13 protein-coding genes are annotated in these 17,516 nt (G+C 40.5%); 8 read left to right on the top strand and 5 right to left on the bottom strand.

All coding sequences use genetic code 11. The annotated features are described in order from the left end of the window. Positions 1–434 precede the first annotated feature (434 nt). Both PQO05_RS11050 and PQO05_RS11045 read right to left on the bottom strand, forming a co-directional pair. Positions 435–1,487, bottom strand: a complete 1,053-nt coding sequence (locus PQO05_RS11050; protein ID WP_273632970.1) for a DUF481 domain-containing protein — start codon at positions 1,485–1,487, stop codon at positions 435–437. 35 nt (positions 1,488–1,522) lie between these two features. Beyond that, positions 1,523–3,709 carry a hypothetical protein gene (locus PQO05_RS11045; protein ID WP_273632969.1) on the bottom strand — a complete coding sequence of 729 codons (2,187 nt, stop codon included), beginning with the start codon at positions 3,707–3,709 and terminating at the stop codon, positions 1,523–1,525. Positions 3,710–4,109: 400 nt separating this feature from the next. On the opposite strand from PQO05_RS11045, the gene PQO05_RS11040 reads away from it, so the two are divergent. From PQO05_RS11040 to PQO05_RS11030, 3 genes are all read left to right on the top strand, one after another. Then, entirely contained in the window at positions 4,110–4,730 is a 621-nt protein-coding gene (locus PQO05_RS11040) for a DUF4136 domain-containing protein (RefSeq protein WP_273632968.1), read from the top strand. 36 nt (positions 4,731–4,766) lie between these two features. Continuing rightward, a complete protein-coding gene (locus tag PQO05_RS11035; protein ID WP_273632967.1) occupies positions 4,767–5,396 on the top strand; it encodes an outer membrane beta-barrel protein in 630 nt (209 codons plus the stop codon). A gap of 184 nt (positions 5,397–5,580) precedes the next feature. Continuing rightward, on the top strand, positions 5,581–6,732 hold the full coding sequence (locus PQO05_RS11030; protein ID WP_273632966.1) for a hypothetical protein: 1,152 nt from the start codon (positions 5,581–5,583) through the stop codon (positions 6,730–6,732). A 24-nt stretch (positions 6,733–6,756) separates the two neighbouring features. Here the strand turns inward: PQO05_RS11030 and PQO05_RS11025 are convergent, their stop codons facing one another. Further along, positions 6,757–8,343, bottom strand: coding sequence for a tetratricopeptide repeat protein (locus PQO05_RS11025; RefSeq protein WP_273632965.1), 1,587 nt, complete (start codon positions 8,341–8,343; stop codon positions 6,757–6,759). A 349-nt stretch (positions 8,344–8,692) separates the two neighbouring features. Here PQO05_RS11025 and PQO05_RS11020 point away from each other — a divergent pair, with 349 nt between their 5' ends. From PQO05_RS11020 to PQO05_RS11000, 5 genes are all read left to right on the top strand, one after another. After that, positions 8,693–8,944 carry a hypothetical protein gene (locus PQO05_RS11020; RefSeq protein WP_273632964.1) on the top strand — a complete coding sequence of 84 codons (252 nt, stop codon included), beginning with the start codon at positions 8,693–8,695 and terminating at the stop codon, positions 8,942–8,944. Between the two features lie 415 nt (positions 8,945–9,359). Further along, the gene (locus tag PQO05_RS11015; protein WP_273632963.1) at positions 9,360–10,601 is read left to right on the top strand and encodes a DcaP family trimeric outer membrane transporter; all 1,242 of its coding nucleotides are present in this window, start codon (positions 9,360–9,362) and stop codon (positions 10,599–10,601) included. Between the two features lie 29 nt (positions 10,602–10,630). After that, positions 10,631–11,647, top strand: a complete 1,017-nt coding sequence (glsA, locus tag PQO05_RS11010) for a glutaminase A (RefSeq protein ID WP_273632962.1) — start codon at positions 10,631–10,633, stop codon at positions 11,645–11,647. A 45-nt stretch (positions 11,648–11,692) separates the two neighbouring features. After that, complete coding sequence (locus PQO05_RS11005; protein ID WP_273632961.1) at positions 11,693–12,820, top strand: amidohydrolase family protein; 1,128 nt, start codon at positions 11,693–11,695, stop codon at positions 12,818–12,820. Positions 12,821–12,854: 34 nt separating this feature from the next. Then, on the top strand, positions 12,855–14,156 hold the full coding sequence (locus PQO05_RS11000; RefSeq protein WP_273632960.1) for a hypothetical protein: 1,302 nt from the start codon (positions 12,855–12,857) through the stop codon (positions 14,154–14,156). Between the two features lie 225 nt (positions 14,157–14,381). Here the strand turns inward: PQO05_RS11000 and PQO05_RS10995 are convergent, their stop codons facing one another. Further along, positions 14,382–14,540 carry a hypothetical protein gene (locus tag PQO05_RS10995; RefSeq protein WP_273632959.1) on the bottom strand — a complete coding sequence of 53 codons (159 nt, stop codon included), beginning with the start codon at positions 14,538–14,540 and terminating at the stop codon, positions 14,382–14,384. 506 nt (positions 14,541–15,046) lie between these two features. Continuing rightward, a complete protein-coding gene (locus PQO05_RS10990) occupies positions 15,047–16,402 on the bottom strand; it encodes an ATP-binding protein (protein WP_273632958.1) in 1,356 nt (451 codons plus the stop codon). Positions 16,403–17,516: the final 1,114 nt, after the last annotated feature.

The raw sequence follows: 17,516 nt of genomic DNA, 5'->3' as shown, positions 1-17,516 counted from the left end.
GTTCGAAACAGACCAGTTTGGGGAGCAAAAAACTTCGGTACTACCGACCTTTGCTAAAGTATTAAAAACAAGATATTTTCGGGTAAATACCTAATACGATTACCCACCTCTTTGTAAATAGGTAGTTATATAATATTAACCCTTGTGATGTACACCAAAACAGCTACCTGGAATATTGATTAAATGTAATCATCTGAAGGTTAACTCTGTACAACTTAGATTCGAAGCGAACCAGGACTGGGCCTACACTTGGAAAACGTAATATTCCAGGTGCGTCCCCTATATTCCGACTTATGTAAATCATCGGATAACATAGAATTGATGTTATCTGAAAAAATCCATTACGCACTCAATAACTTTTTCAGGCTTCCCTCATTCCTTGCTTTCCTTTCGTTTGAATAATTATACTCACTTAGTGAACACAGAACAAAAATTCAAAACTTATAAGCTATTCCAACCACTAAACCATAATCAGTTTTGGCAGAACCAGCATCCAGTGGTTTGCTATCAAAGTTGCCGTATAGGTTGGTGGTTAGGGAGAAATCGGTTATCAACGTCCACGAAACATTCAAATTCCCATCGTATCGGTAACGCCCTGACTGAGACAAGCTGACATACGCAGTATTTGTCATGGATACCTGCATATTCGGATGGCTAAACTTAAAGTAATCCAATTTCAACATTACAGGTATTTCTACCTGGGTACCTCCCCTGGGCGATAAGCCTTCAATACTTATCTCCTTACTTGCAGCTATCCCCGTTAATATAAACCCTTCGATGGTTTGAGCCTTTATAATTTTATTTCCTGCACCTAATAAACCCTGGTAACGATGAGCCAAAGATAGTTCTACATTACGCTGATGGCTTAAGGCCACCTCTGCAAACCAGGCTGAGCTTTTGATATAATGATACGAACTAACCTGTTCTTTCTCCTGGTCCAGTGAAAAACGGGACGAATCAATGCTCCCCAATTCACTAAGTGAAAGTTCTGACTGTAACCACCGCGAGGTATGTTTTACACTGGCATTCAAATTAAATTGCCCGATTGAAGAGGAACGCGCAAAACTTAAACCCGCGGATACATTACCATCCAACTGATCGAAGAAATTATTTCTGATAGATGCAATTGTGCTGATATCGTTAATGGCCAGCTTTGTATGTTCACTGCCATCAACCACATACAGTGTATCTTTACTACCCGATGGCTGAAGTTTGCCATAAATCCGCATTCGGTCTATTGTTTCTACCCGTAAAGTACTGATGGTTGTATGTACCGAACGAACCTTATAAGTCTTGATAGTTAACAGGCCTATATCATCCGAATCAAATGTCACCATGCCCCTGAGAATTTGCTTCAGTTCACCAATCAACCTTTCACCATTATTGAGCACAAGGGTATCTTTTTCCGTTTGTGCAAAACAAGCACAAGACATAAACAGGGATGTCAAAAATAACAGTATGCCGAATGCGGATCTTTTTGATCTCATTTCATTAGGTAATTTATTGAACCAATACGATTTTATTAACGGCGTCTTCCTCCGCCACCTCGCATACCGCCGCCTCGCATTCCTCCTCCTCCACGCATTCCACCGCCACCTCGGTTTTGAAAGTTTTGCTGGCGCATATTCCCGCGGTCGCGGTTTTGGAAATCGCGGTTCATTTCCCTGCCTTTATTACTGTTGGGGTTAACAGGGCCCCATTGCCTTGTATTATTATCCCTTTGCCCCCAGTTACCTTTGTTATCTCTTTGAAATACGCCCCCATTCCTATCGGTAAACACATTATTGGCCCCACCGGCGGGTCTTGCGTTAGGTCTGTTTATGCCGCTACTATTTGGTCGGTTCATACTGCCGGGTTGCCGGTAGTTTACCTTAGAAGATACACCTTTATGATTATTGTAAATATTGTTGTTGTGGCCGTGGTTACCGTTGAAATTATTATCTCCAATGTGGATGTTGTTCCCACTATGATTTCCATTATAACCGCCATGTCCGTTGTATCCGCCATGGCCATAGTATCCGCCGTGCCCATAATAGCCACCACCATAAAATGGCGGGCGATACATAGGCGGCCCAAACCAGCCACCATACCCACCGCCGAAACCAAAGCCAAAACCAACATGTAAGAAACCTACGTTGAAGCCGATCCCCATGCTCCATCCCATCCAGGGGTTATAACTGAAACCAAAGCCCCAGGTTACAGGGCGGGGATAATATGCTGCACCATACCAGGGCGAATAGTAAAAGCCGGTACCGTAAACAATAGTTGGCCCATAAACATAACAGCCCATATAACCGGGTGTATATCCTGTATAAACATAGTCAGGCGTGGATTCATATACATAAACATATTTGGTATTATATGCCGAACTACTTGCAGGTATTTTATCTACATCCTTTGGTCTCGAATCGGCAACTGCCCATGGGCCGGTAGCGGTAGAACTTATAAACCATATCCCATTATCTAAAGCATAGTACTTGCCACTGGCATCTTTCATCACGGTTAAACTCGAATTGTCTGCAAGCTGTAAAGAAGTGCCTTCAATAAGCTTAAATTTAGGCTGCCCGTCATACTCAACTTTTACTGTTGCGACCTTGCGGTCTACCTTGGCTGTTTGCGGAACCTGGGCATCAACCTTAGCTTCTTCTGCCGCATCCGTTCCGGGTACGCATGCAAGCACATCATCTTTTTCTGAGCCTTCCGGGATTTTAGCAAAATCGCCCGGCAGCTTATCGGCCTGCAAGTATGCCCATGGCCCTTTTATACCCGAAGCTGTATACCAGCGACCTGCCAGCAAAACATAGATCTTTTGCGAACTGATCTCCTTAAATATGTCATTAATTGTATTGGATACGTAGAGCAAATTAGTACCCTGTATAGATTTATAACTGGGTTCGCCTTTGGTTTGCAATAACTCTGCAGGTACTTTGCTTACTATGATATCAGTTGCTTCGGGCTTGGCGGTGATGTCTTTACCGCCGTTATTCTCTTTCTCCTGTTTTTTAATCTGGTCATTTATCGATTTAACTTTGGCCGATAAATTTTTGTTGGGTACCCAATTATCCAACACCGAGGCTGATTTATACCAGATGCCACCATTGTACATATTCCATTGGTTTGCTTCTTTAAAAATTAATGAAGGCGTATTTACCACCCGGTCAGCATCCAATTGCTTATCTTTTTGAACCTTGGGCTCTCCATCCAGAATCACCAGCGTAGTGGGCTTAGTTCTGTACAAAATTACAGGTGGATCATTTTTAAACTTTTCTAAATTTGATCCGCCACTTTCCTGCTTAATTGAGGTGATTATAGCATCCAGAGAAAGCTGCATATTCCATTTGGGAACTTCAGTCTGAATAATGGTTGCCAGTCTATTCAATTGTGTTGAATCTTCTACCCCAGGGAATTTTGCGTTAATAATATTGGCCGATTCAAGAGTGGCCTGGCGGCTGTTTTTATCTGTAGCAATAGTAGCGACAAAAAATATAGCTCCAAAAACCGGCTCCTCCTTTGCAGATTTCCGGACAGAGACCGCAGCACGTCCTGTAATCTTATCCCCTTCTAATTTTTCGGACTGTGGTTCATAAATGGTGATTTTACCCCCGTTTTTTATAGGGATGTATTTAGGCCACTGGGCTTTAACCTGTAACCCAACAAAAATTAACAAGATGGCTAAAATTGCCCTGGTGAAATGGCTATTTGTATACATAACTACAGTTTTAATTGGTTTAGAGGTGCTGTAAGCTCTAATTGGTTCTTACCGCTAAACATTGATATTTTATGAAGCAATGGGGTATGATTAAATGTAGGCAATCCATATAAGCACATAAGCATAAAGCCCGTTCAAAAACCCGGTTTAACTGTTAATAACCCCATCACCTTATTAAATGGGAGCATAAGGTGTTAGCTTTACTATTGTCATTTAGCAGCTGCCTGATTACTCTGATTAACTTAAACTGCAATTTTTCATTGAATTGGTAATTACACCAATAACTGAATAATAGATGTGTGCAGATCATACAACCTGCGCTTATAGTCTCTCGATCGAACAACCATAAGTCGTCAATGCATTTAATAGAATTTCATTTATCATATAACTATTTCTGAACATGAAAAAAATCTTTTACGTGATATTACTGGTGGCAATTGGATTTGCTGCCTGTCGAAAAACTCCGACTTACGATGATTTGTCATCCGACTTTATCGTCTCAACCAATCTCGATAAAACAGCTTCGTTTAGCAGTTATAAAACCTATTATATAGCAGACACGGTTGTGAATTTAGGTGGCACAGGAGCGGATACGCTATTGACTGACGCTAATGCTGTTAAGCTTGTAGCGAGTGTGAAAAACAACATGTCATCGAGAGGTTACAGCCTTGTTGCAAGAAACGCTAAGCCCGATCTTGTTCAAAGGATGGGCGTAGTCAAAACAGTCAATGTAGAGGTTTATTATCCCGGATGGTGGGGTGCCTATGGCGGGTGGTATCCATTTGGCGGCGGGTATTATCCTTATTATTATCCCTGGACAACCGTTTATACCTATAACACCGGTACGGTTATCCTCGATACCTATGACGTTAAAAATGCTAAAGCAAATGGTCAGTACAAAGTGATCTGGAATATTTCCTCGTTCGGTGCATTAGGTTCAGATATAGGCGCCAATTTAAATCGTGGGATCACTTCTATCAATCAGGGATTTGCACAGTCTCCATATCTAAAGGCTAATTAAATATTAAATGCTCTTATAACAATAAAATTTGATGTCATGAAAAAAACACTATATATCATTGCCCTACTCCTTGGCTTTTACCAATATGCCCAGGGACAAACGAGTGTCAATAAAAGCCCTGAATTTGATCGGGATCTATTCTTTGTAGGTTACGAGGTGGCTATACCTACCAACACCAACTATTTAACAAAAACCAGCTGGTCCGGCGCCAGGTTTGATTATAGGCGAATGATTAATCAAAACGTATCTGTTGGTATTGGTGTTAGCTTTAACTCGTTCAACCAGTATTTTAAAGAGCAAACCTATCAAAGGCCTGATGGTACCGGTGCAGTAACAAGTGATATGATCAGGCAAATTTACACCACTCCTATTACAGCAAGTGTACAATATTATTTTCCAGGCAAAATGATTAAACCTTATGTTGGGCTTGGGTTGGGTACAGAATATAGTGAGCAAAATGCCTACTTAAATATCTATAGCATAAGCACTAAAAATTGGGGCTTTGCGGTTAGGCCGGAAATTGGTGCAACAACGAAGTTCAATGAAATGGTGGGCGCTTTTGTAAGTGCGGCTTATAATTATTCTACTAACAATAATGATTCATTCCACATCAACCATCTGTCGCAATTCCCAATAACTATTGGTGTGATATTTATAGCGCCGTAATAGCTTTTGTGATTATTATTCGGCATAATCATCCTGAAGCGAATACTCGAAATGAATATTTATAAATTAAAGAGATTGGAAGGTTCTATACTTTTCAATCTCTTATCACTTTTGGTGTTTGTCAAGTCAGGTAGTCCCAGATGGTTTTAATCAACTCCAATCTGTCATTCCATAAAAAAGCGAGATGGACATTAACAAAGATTTTGCATTTGCCTCCGGCGGAATAATCTGGAGGATCATTGATCGTCCTAAGTTCGAAGCGAAAACTTTGCGATACAAAATTTCTATGGTGGTTATACTGGCAATGATGTGCTGGTTACCGCTTGCCTTGCTTTCTTTGTTCCAACTGGGGACAAGCCAGTTTTACTTATTATTTGTTCGTGACATTGCAACGCATGTACGTTTTCTGTTGGCTTTTCCTATCCTTCTCTTCGCACGAAGCACGGTTAATCATAGTTTCAATCATGCGATCACTTTCTTTTACGAAACTAAATTGGTTGATAAGGCCAATAGCTCCCAATTTGAACGGATACTGGATAAACTTAAAAAATGGAAAAAATTAAAAATCATTGACGGTCTTATAATCCTTTTGATCTTTTTTTTATTTTTCACTCAGGGAAAAGGCCAGACTAACAATGCCAGTATCTATGCACCCTGGTATTTGTTAAACAATCATATAACACTGGCGGGATGGTGGTATCTGATTTTAAGTCTGCCCATTTTTCAAATGTTGTTGTATCGCTGGATATATACCATTTTTCTTTGGATCGTCTTTTTAAGATTAATTTCCAAAATACATCTTAACTTATCTTCATTTCACCCTGATGGTGTAGGCGGCCTTGGATTTCTCAGATATACGCAGCTCAGCTTTTTCCCAATAGCGCTTGCCTTTTCGGCGCTTACGGCAGGGGTTACAAATAATTTAATCATCTTTTCGGGCATCTCTATTTCAGACTATAAAATTGCTATTGGCACCGTTATTATATTCTCCATATTTCTGTTCATTATACCACTATTACTGCTTATACCTTTACTGGTTAAAACCAAACGAAAGTATTTCATGGAATATAGCTTACAGGCCTGGCCTATAGCCAGGAAATATGAAGACGAGCTTGATGCCTTTTACCAAAAAAATGAAGGAACGCCAGATTCGTCATGGCATGTTGACCTGATCGGTAGTTTCGAAAAAACCCAGGAAATGAAAATCAGTTTGGTTGACAAAGACATCATATTCGCATTTCTGGCTGCAATTATCTTTCCTTTTTTACCTGTTGTTGCACAACAAATACCACTTAAGCAAGTGTTTTTTGATGTAATCGGGAAAGTTTTAGGATAGATAAAGCTTAGAACCGGGTAGGATTTAATCTGTCACCATCTGAAAACCAACCCTTTCCAGTCCTCCGATAAGCTGTGTGATAATTTCTTCCGATAATATAAAAGTTGCAAGCATATTTTTTATCTCTGAAGGCGTCTCCGGGTTTAGTTGCGGCAGTTTTGCCAGATATTTTTTCGCCTCATCATCTTCGTTGATATAAGACAAACAAGCTGATTTAAGCAGCGGATCCCAAAAAGTGGTCTCGGCATTCATTTTCTCTGCCCAGGCATAAGCCATTTCATATTCTCCCGTATGGAGATAGTAAAAAATAAAGCCCATGTTCATCCACCAGGGATAGTAAAGGTTCTTTTTAACAGCCTGTTCCATTACCGGGAAGCCAATTTCAAAATACCCGGCAGAGATCAGCATTAAGGCTGCACCGGCAGTCATGATAGAACCATTAGGGTTTATCTCTATACACTGTAGACCCGAGTACAGGCAAGATTCTTTTTCTTTTTTTATTAAATAAGCCCACGTAAGGCTATGCCATCCATGATGGCACAATGGATCGAGCTTAATAGCCTGCATTGCACAACGATAGCCGCTTTCAATGGGGTTATCAACTTTCTTTACGCGAAGTGGTATGCTGTCCAGGTATATTTCTCCTAACATCGCCCAAGATAAAGCATGATCCGGGTTAACTTTAACAGCCTGCTCAAGCAATATAACAGCCGAATTATAGTTCTCCATACTGAAAGTGCGCTGGTATTGGTGATAAGCATTAATACCCTTGCGCGTGCTAATATTATTATTAACTTTTAACGGCGATGCTTTATCCATTTTCTGAAAAATGAAGCCATAGTATCCTCCCACCTCACATATAAAACTTTTTACAATCTCATCCTGTATCTCGACCAGATCGTCACATACATCTCTGTCTAATGTCTTTGTCATTACCACCTCTCCGGTGGACGTGATTAGCAGATTAATTCTCACCCTTACCTTTTTATCGATATACCTGACACTACCCGTAATAATGTAATCGGCGCCTACTAATTTGCCTGCTTCTATAATGTTTTGGTTGATTTTTGCAGTCATCTCTACCGAATGATAACCTATTACAGAAATATCCTGAAAGCGCGAAAGCTCGGCACTTAGCTCCTCTCCAAGCATGATAGAAAACATTTCGCTTTCTTCTCCGGGAAGTATGGATTTAAACGGGAATACGGCTACAGTTGGGTTAACGTCAATATCGTGCGCTATATCTGCTTTTATTTCACCGGACTTACTCATCGGCTCAAACTGCGGGATATATCCTCCTTTGGGAATATGAATAAAAATAAGATCGCTCAGCCCCTCAGTTAAATAGTATTCATTCAATGCACGTCTCAGTCGCCCTGCATGGATACGTACAACTGCATTATCATTTGAGTTAAAGCTAACATCGCGGTTAAGCACATCCACAGCAACAGAATATTCTTTCAAATACTGCTGCCGGCCATTAGAGGTCTCCACTACAATATATTCCAAAAATTTAGAAAGTGTGTGGGAATTTTTAAATACGTAAAAGTTTAATATCCGTTGCAATTGTTCATTAACCTCGCCAATAGAAAAGCCCGTCGATGTTTCCATATCGATACCATTTATAATTATGATAAAGTAAAACGGGGTAAAGAAACGGAGCGGCGGGTACGGCTAAAATATTAAACCAATTGTATTGCATTACAATGGTTTATTCTTAATACTAATATAACTATTACTTGTAAATAACAAAGTTAAATATTTCAGTTAACGGTTAATAACCGCCTGATTGCGCTTAAACGCAGTTTTTATCTATAAACTTGCTCCATGCTTTCTAACAATACCTTGCGAAGAAAGCCTTTTCATTTTCTGATAAGCATAGTAAAACCCCTATTGTCCGAAAACAAATTGTGTTAGCCGAACGGAGATTAATACCATTAATTATAAAAAATTGATTGTTATGTCTTTTCCAGATTTTCTTAATAATGACCGGTTCTCCAAATATGCCGAGATAATTAAAATGCGGTATCTCGCGGATGAGGATTTTAGAATGCTTTGTGATGACTATGCCATCAGCAAAATAAAAATTGAAAAGTACGAAGGCCGGTTGATGGAAGATTCGTCGATAAAGCAAGAATACGAACACCTGGCATCAGAACTGGAAAATGACATTTTGAGGTACTTGAATAAATTAACTGATAAGCGGATCTGAATTAAATGCAATACCTCAATGACATAAAATACTAATCGAAATTAATAAAGGAGGGCAAGATGGAATCGGAAATAAAATTTTTAAAGGTGGGATTAACACTGGATATGGTACCCGGACTAAACACCCTACTTTATGCCCAAAACGATAATGATTCTTTATTCAGATATCTGAGATGGCGAACCAGATATATGAACGAATATAACAGACCTAAGCACGCTACATAAAACGCAAGCCTTATTTAACAGAACTAATAACCTCCGAGTACGATAAACACCTGTGATTAATTTTTTTCAAAACCCCCTTTGAACAAAATTTAACCGTCTGAGCTGAGGGAATGTTAATGGCATTCTCGAAAGTAACGGATGGTTATGTGTATTGAAAGCTATTATTCAATAACCATTAATCAATAGTCACTATGAAAATTCCTTTATCTAACGAAACGAAAATGGCCTGTATGACCACAGCGTTTTTGCTCGTGGTAACAGGTGTTTCGCGTGCGCAGAATACCACTCCGCCGCCACCGCCTGAGAAGCAAAAGAGCATGGAAATCTACGGATTCATCCAAACAGACGCGGGTTACGATTTTAATCAGATTAACCCCAATTGGTTTGATGTGGTTAGGCCAACACAGTTGCCATCTTATGCAAACCAATATGGTACAAACGGTAATACATATTTCTCTGTACGGCAAACCAGGCTTGGATTCAAAAACTATTTCGACACCCCATTGGGTGAGTTAAAAACCACTTTCGAGTTCGAGCTATTCGGCACAGGTGTTGACGCAGGGCAAACAACCTTTCGTTTAAGACACGCTTATGCCGAACTCGGCAAGTTTGGGGTTGGGCAATACTGGAGCCCCTTTATGGATATTGATGTATTCCCAAACACATTAGAATATTGGGGGCCTTCGGGGATGGTTTTCTTCCGCAATCTGCAAATACGGTACATGCCTATCCAGGGTGACACCAAACTGACTTTTGCTTTAGAGAGACCAGGAGCAAGCGCTGACCAGGGTGTATATTCAGACCGTATTGAACTAAAAGGTGTTAACACACGGTTCCCATTACCGGATTTTTCGGCCGAATTTCGGCAAGGTGCCAAATGGGGTTATGTAGAATTAGCCGGTATTGTTCGCAGGATCAATTGGGAAGATCAAAATAATGATCAGTACGATTTATCCGGCGGTACATTTGGCTGGGGCTTAAACTTCAGCACCAACCTTAAATTAGGCAAGGGAGATGTTTTCAGGGGCCAGGCCGTGTATGGTGAAGGTATAGAGAACTATATGAATGATGCCCCGGTAGATATTGGTATTAAGAATCAGCTCTCCAACCCCACCCAGCCTGTTAAAGGTGTGACGTTGCCAATTGTTGGTATCGTAGCCTTCCTCGATCATACCTGGAGCCCAAAATTCACTACATCACTCGGCTACTCTATGGATAAAATAAGCAACTCTGATGCCCAGACGCCGGATGCTTTCAAGAGAGGCCAATATGCAGCTGTAAACTTGCTATACACACCAGTAAAGAATGTAATGGCCGGGGTGGAGTACCAATATGGCAGCCGCGACAATTTCAGCGACGGGTTTAGCTCACACATCTCTAAAGTGCAATTTTCTTTCAAGTATAACTTCTCACAAGTATTCTACAAACACTAATACAGTCATTAACCTCAAAATAATTTAAGATGAAAACATTATCAGTTTTAAAAAGCCTGATGCTATCAGGACTTATCTTATCAACAGCTGTAGTTAAGGTAAAAGCTCAAACGCCATCTTACCAATCTGTGATAGATGCGGCGTATGAAAAATTTAAAGATCTGAAAGAAGGCAAAAACGCCGATTATATAAAAGAACTCGCCACTGTTGACCCCAACATTTTTGGCATTGTGCTGGTAACAGCAGATGGCAAGGTTTATACCAAGGGCGATATCACATCAAAGGTATCTATCCAAAGCGTGTCGAAAGTATTTACTAGGGCCAAGGTAATTGAAGACCAGGGCGCAAAAGCAGTACAGGATAAAATCGGCGTAGATGCCACCGGCATGCGTTTCAACTCGGTTATTGCGGTTGAAGTGCAAAAGGGAAAAGAAATAAACCCATTGGTAAACCCGGGTGCAATCGCCTCTACCAGCCTGATTGCCGGTACTGATTCTGCTACCAAATGGAAAAATATTGTACAAATACAAAGTGATTTTGCAGGCAGGCAGCTCAGTATAAACCAACCTGTATATGTAAGTGAAGCCGGAGATAATATGCACAACCAGGCACTGGCTGTTTTACTGTTATCGTATGGAAGAATGTATTTCGACCCAAGGGAAGCCACTGACATCTATACAAAACAATGTGCGCTTAATGTTGATGCCAAAGACCTGGCAACAATGGCAGCTACACTGGCAAACGGTGGTGTAAACCCGGTTACCAAAAAAACTGTAGTAAGCCCCGAAACAGTTGCGCACACCCTACCGGTTATGTGTACCGCCGGTTTGTATGACGATTCGGGCATCTGGCTATATAACGCAGGTATCCCGGCAAAAAGCGGTGTTGGCGGCGGCTTGCTGGCAGTTTGCCCGGGCAAATTTGGTATAGCTGTGGTATCTCCTCCATTAGATGCAGCGGGTAATAGTGTTAAAGCACAAAGGGTTATCGAATATGTAGTTGAACAGCTAAAGGTAAACCCTTACCTGGTGGTACCTAAAAAGTAACCATCTGCATTTCATTCTTACAGGCACACATTTAATAATCAAGCAATGAAAATTCAAAGATTCTTTTTATACCCCTGTGCGGTTTTAATGACGATGCTTTCTCAAACAAATTATGTTGTTGGGCAAGACGGTGCTTCGTCTAAATATCTGTTTAACGACAGTCATTTCCACCTTACCAATTATATTCAGGAGGGTATTACTGCTCGCAAATTCCTGCAGATAATGGATGATAAAGTGGGCCGTTCAACGTTGTTTGGCATCCCTTTGCAACAGCAGTGGTCTTACCAAAACTCGGGTGGCCAATCCGGCCCTACATACTACCTGCAATCAGACGCACCGCTTTACTACTATTCGTTTACAGATGCGTACATTGCCATGCAATATAAATCGCTCACCAAACAGGAACAAGCGCGGTTTGACCCCATGATCACTGGTTTTAATCCCGCCGATATGTACGGGGTAAACCATATTGAACGTGTGCTGCGCACCTTCCCCGGCGTATTTACAGGCATTGGCGAATTCTCTATCCATAAAGAGTTCGTGTCATCAAAAGTGGCGGGCGAAGTAGCCAGCCTTACCAATCCGGCATTGGATCGAATATTAGATTTTGCCGGAAAGGCCGGGCTGCTCGTTATAATGCACAGCGATATGGATATGCCAATGGCCAAACCTAAAACAGAACCGGTTTACCTTATCCAGATGAAATCTGTATTAAAACGGCATCCGCACACCACTATTATTTGGGCGCATATTGGGTTAGGCCGTATAGTGCACCCGGTTGGTTACGGTTCAGCATCTAATACAGAATCGGCAGGGCATTCTCCTAATCATATTGACATTGTAAAACAAATACTGGAAGATCCCCAATTTTCGCATGTGTATTTTGATATTTCATGGGATGAAGTAGCCAAATATATTGTGGCCAACCCGCAAACCATAAAAACCTGCGCAGAACTGATGGATAAATACCCTAACAGGTTTTTGTTTGGTACCGATGTGGTTTCGCCCCCCGATCAAAAGTTTTACATGGAGGTATATAACATGTACGCCCCGCTTTGGAAAGCCCTGAAACCCGAAACCAGCGAAAAGATAAGAAAGGGAAATTATATAACACTGTTCGATGCTGCACGCAAGAAAGTAAGGGCTTGGGAAGCCGCTAATGTGACCAAATAGTTGCCGGTACAGGCATCTTAATAAACAACTAACTATGAAACTTAAACTTTCTTTTTATATAATGGGTTGTTGTGTATTTGCGCTCAGTGCTCCGGCACTAGCGCAAATTGCTGCAAACCCGCCTGAAGATACCCTCGCTACACGTCAAAAAGAGGAGCATCGTCCGGGTCAGGGATTCTCATTATACAACGGCAAATATGCTACACTTTCGTTCTCTCCCTATGTGACAGAGCGCTACCTCAATCAGAAAGCATTGGATGATAGTTATACAGATGCTTTCGGCAATGTACATACTATAGCCAAGCGCAACGATATTCAATTGCAAAAGGTAACGCTGTACTTTAAGGGCTGGCTTGCGAATCCGAATTTCAGATATTTCCTGTACGTATGGACAGCTAATGCCAACATGGGCCAGGGAGCGCAATTGGTCTTGGGTGGCAATTTGCAGTACCAAATTAATAAACATTTCGACATTGGCGCTGGTGTTGGTCCGCTCCCAACCAGCCGGTCATTGTATGGGCAATGGCCTGCATGGCTTCGCCAGGATGCACGGCCTATGGCAGAAGAGTTTTTCAGGGGCTCTTTCACCACAGGTATCTGGTTGCAGGGTGAGGTTACAGATGGTCTATATTATAAAACTATGCTTGGCAACAATCTTAGCCAATTGGGGGTTGATGCAAGCCAGTTAGATAATGGCGTTAACACATGGAGTACAGCCCTATGGTGGACCAGCCACGATTATGGACGCTTAGGGCCTTACGGCGATTTTGAGAATCATCAGAAATTGGCAGGCATTTTGGGAGGCTCATTTACCACAAGTAACGAAACCCGCCAATCGCAACCAGGCGCTAATGCACCCGAAAACTCGCAGATTAGGCTATCAGATGGTACGGGGATATTTGCCGAAAATGTCTTTGCCCCAAATACACAGGTACTGTCTGCCTTATACCAAATGGCTTCTTTTAATGGCGGCATAAAAATTAAAGGCTTCTCCCTCGACGGAGAATATTTTCTTCGCTGGGTATCCAATTTCAAAACCAACGGGGTAATACCTGTTAAAAACCTTTTCGATAGTGGCTTTACAACACAGGCCTCAATCATGTTTGTTCCAAAAACACTACAGCTATACGGCACCGGCTCTTACATAAACGGGCAGTACGGAAAACCATCCGAGATTACCTGCGGGTTAAACTGGTATGTACTTCATAGCCGGGTTTTACGAATAAACCCGGAAGTAATGTTTGAACATCACTCGCCCGTTGGATACCTGAGTTACCCTACTGTTGTTGGAGCGAACGGCACCGTATTTATGGCTAACGTCGAGCTATTCTTTTAGAGTTCATTATTTACGATGTAATGGTTATTGCTATGATACATCATAAAAAACCTGGCCCAAGACGTAGAAAATGGCGGATTGCTAAACGAACAAGAATAAATAAGGAAAGGGATTATTTAAAAATTGTCAATCTTAACGCAAAGGACAATTACTGGACACAAGCAATTTTTTCAGTTAAAAAAACTTTAAAAGTATTACGCCTTTTGCTGCCTGCATCTAATTATCTCAGAATGCCCAGGATGCATTTAATTTCGAGAAAAAGGGTAAGGGATAGACATAAAAATATTTAACATCAGGCATAAATTTCATCAAATTGGTCACGCCATCCTTTGCTTTTTCTTTTTTGATGGTGAAAGCGACACTAAATGACTGCGATGTTTTCATCCTAATCAGTTTTTAAATGAATAAATGATTAATGATCCCCTGAAATCGCCCTATTTCAGGTCGCATTTAAGCCCCAGGAACTGCAAAACTTCAAGTCTTTTTGAGTCTTTTTTGATACTTATTTAAAGACTTAAAAAATTGAATTACAGACCATTAATTCACAAATGCGGCCTAAATGTAAAAACTAAATTCAGGTGTACGGATTGGTGTCAGAAACCATGCATTCAAAAGGACTGAAGAGGATAGGAATAAAATAGAAAACCCTCTAAATCAGCGATTTAGAGGGTTTTTGAATTGGCTTGGTTGCCATTTTGTGCGCCCACCTGGGCTCGAACCTATTTCCTTAAACCATTGATTTCCAATGATTTACTTTAGTTATTGTTGTTTAAGGTAGTTACATAGGTAACACGCCCTACTGACTATTCAAATATACGATTTTCTCTTTGTTTATTAATTTTCAGGTAAATAATACGTCCTCAATTACCTGTCTAAATATTCTGTCAGCCTTAAATCTTCTGTCCGACAAACCATTCAACGTACTGCGGCAAAGCTGTTCCGGCGTAATAGGGCAGATTCATTAACAAATATGGTTTCTTATTAGGTGTGACCGCTTGCTCTACCTTGAAAGCCCCCCCATACATACGGATGGCGTATGGATGGTCTGCGGCTTCAATAAACTGATGTAGTGATTTTAGCGATCCAGTACTGCCCGATTTAATTTCTATGGGAATAACGAATTTATTATAAACATATAGCAAGTCAACCTCTGCATTTGATTGGGCTTTTTCCCTTACCCAAAAATTTGGGGTGTGTGCTGAAATACTTTGTAGCGATATTAATTCTTGTGTTACCAGATGAGGTATAACCGCTCCTTTGTAAGCGCTATTCAAATCGTCCATAGCCAGCATTTCTGCCTGTATTCCTAATGAATAATTCACTAGGCCGGTATCTAAAAATTGTAAACGTGGTGCTTTCTTTAAGTCAGACTTTAATGGTGGCGACAAGTCTGTTGTTGGATAGATCAAACGCACGATCTTAGCTTCGTCAAGGGTTCTAAAGGCTTCTCCTACCTCTCTCGACCGATAGTTTGAATTTCCGAATCCCTGATACTTAATACGCTCGTCAAGGTATAATGGCGAAGTATCCATTAAATGTTTTATGATTTTCCTTTCAGTATCGTTTGACGTATATTTCTCAACATCGTTTTTATAGGTTCCCCAAATGCTTTCGTAAACAACTCTCAAATCTGAAAGGCTACGTTTATCAACATCTGTTTTTATCACCTCAGGCATACCTCCAATTATCGCGTAGCGATGAAAGGCATCCATTAAGGTTTGATGTGCAAATGCTTTTACCGGAACTTGTGCCAATTGTTCCAACAAAGCCATTTTTCTTATGGCTTCCAAATATTCTTTGAAATTTAGCGGGTGGAGATATAGAAACTCCACTCTCCCTACAGGAAAACTGTGAACTTTCTGTATGGCAAACTCTAACAACGAACCAGCACTAATTACATGTAGCCCCGGTATTTCTTCATAAAAATAGCGCAACAGCTGAATGGCCTTGGGACTTTCCTGTATTTCATCAATGAATAAAAGGGTATTTGTGATAGCTGATGAAGGTATATTATGTGCTAAAAACAAGGCTTCAACTATCGTTTGAACGTCATCAAAGTCATCGAAATAGCGACGGTCGGTTGGTTTTTCAAGGTTTAGCACAATAGTATGTGCATATGTTTTGGCAAAATCACGGATCAGGGTGGTCTTACCCACCTGACGTGCCCCCCTAATAATAAGCGGTTTGCGTGTAGTACCAGATTTCCAGCGATTAAGATTACTTTCTATACTTCTTTTAAAAGCCATAACGTGTGATTTATTATAACCGTAACAAAATAAGGGCAAATTTAAACCTATTTTGTAATATAATAAACCCTGTTTTGTTCGTTTATTGTAACAGAGTAAAGGCAGTTAAAAAATAATAGTGGAATGTGATTTTTTCAAACGTCGATGGTTGATTTTATATATGTCATGCGGAATGACTTTGACATTACAAAAGGTACTGATATTTACTATGAAGTAACATTGTAGCATGTTGACAAAACGATCAGTCACTATCGGCTTTTCTGTGGCATAAATAAGTATGTGACGAAAAATTGGCTAAGATTTTTCTTTAACAAAATTGGGATGTTCTTTAAAAAGAGAAAGCCAAAAGGATTAATGATCCTATTGGCTTAGTTTAAGCGATTGACTGGCATATAGCAGTAACCTACTTATGACGACTTGCTTGTATTTAAACGCCGCACAAGTAAAAAAGTTCAAGTTTGGAAACCCTGTCATACTCATCATGGATTACCGGAGATTTTCTAGCCGACATAAATAGTCAGGAACTCCTACAAACGCTGAATTACCCTGCTGTGCTTCTAAAGCTGGACATTCCGGAGCCAATGACACTTCTTTCCGGGATAGCGAACAGTAATTCCGTTACACTTTGAACATAGCAATTCATTGATTTTTAATTGCAATTTGATAAGTCAACTACACAAATCGGTGCTCTAATCCTACGGAATCGCCTGGTCAAGCGTTCCGGAATATCCACTGATACTAATATCAGGATTATTTTTCTATTCAGACATTAAAAACGGTGTCGCAACGTTACTCCATATTGCAGCTCCGATTAGTTTGCTTACTTATGTTGGAAGTTTGTATTTTCCTTCTAAAGTATCGGTTCAACAAAGAAAGATCGAAAGGCTAGCGGCCCATTTCAAACAAATATATGAAATAAATAAGATTGCCCAGAATTAGTCGTAAAGCAGATCTTATCAGTTGATACATTATAATAGAATTATGCTAAAACGTGTCGGTAACAGGCATTTGCCGTTATTTATTATTAGCTCAATTATCGCGCTTTTAATTGCTGTCATTGCAGAGTTGCGTTACTTTGGAAAAATCTAAATTTTACAAGTTCCACTCCACAGAG

Source organism: Mucilaginibacter jinjuensis (genome assembly GCF_028596025.1).
GTDB lineage: Bacteria > Bacteroidota > Bacteroidia > Sphingobacteriales > Sphingobacteriaceae > Mucilaginibacter > Mucilaginibacter jinjuensis.
Note: the sequence above shows the minus strand (reverse complement) of the source record. Positions and strands in the feature narration are given on the sequence as shown.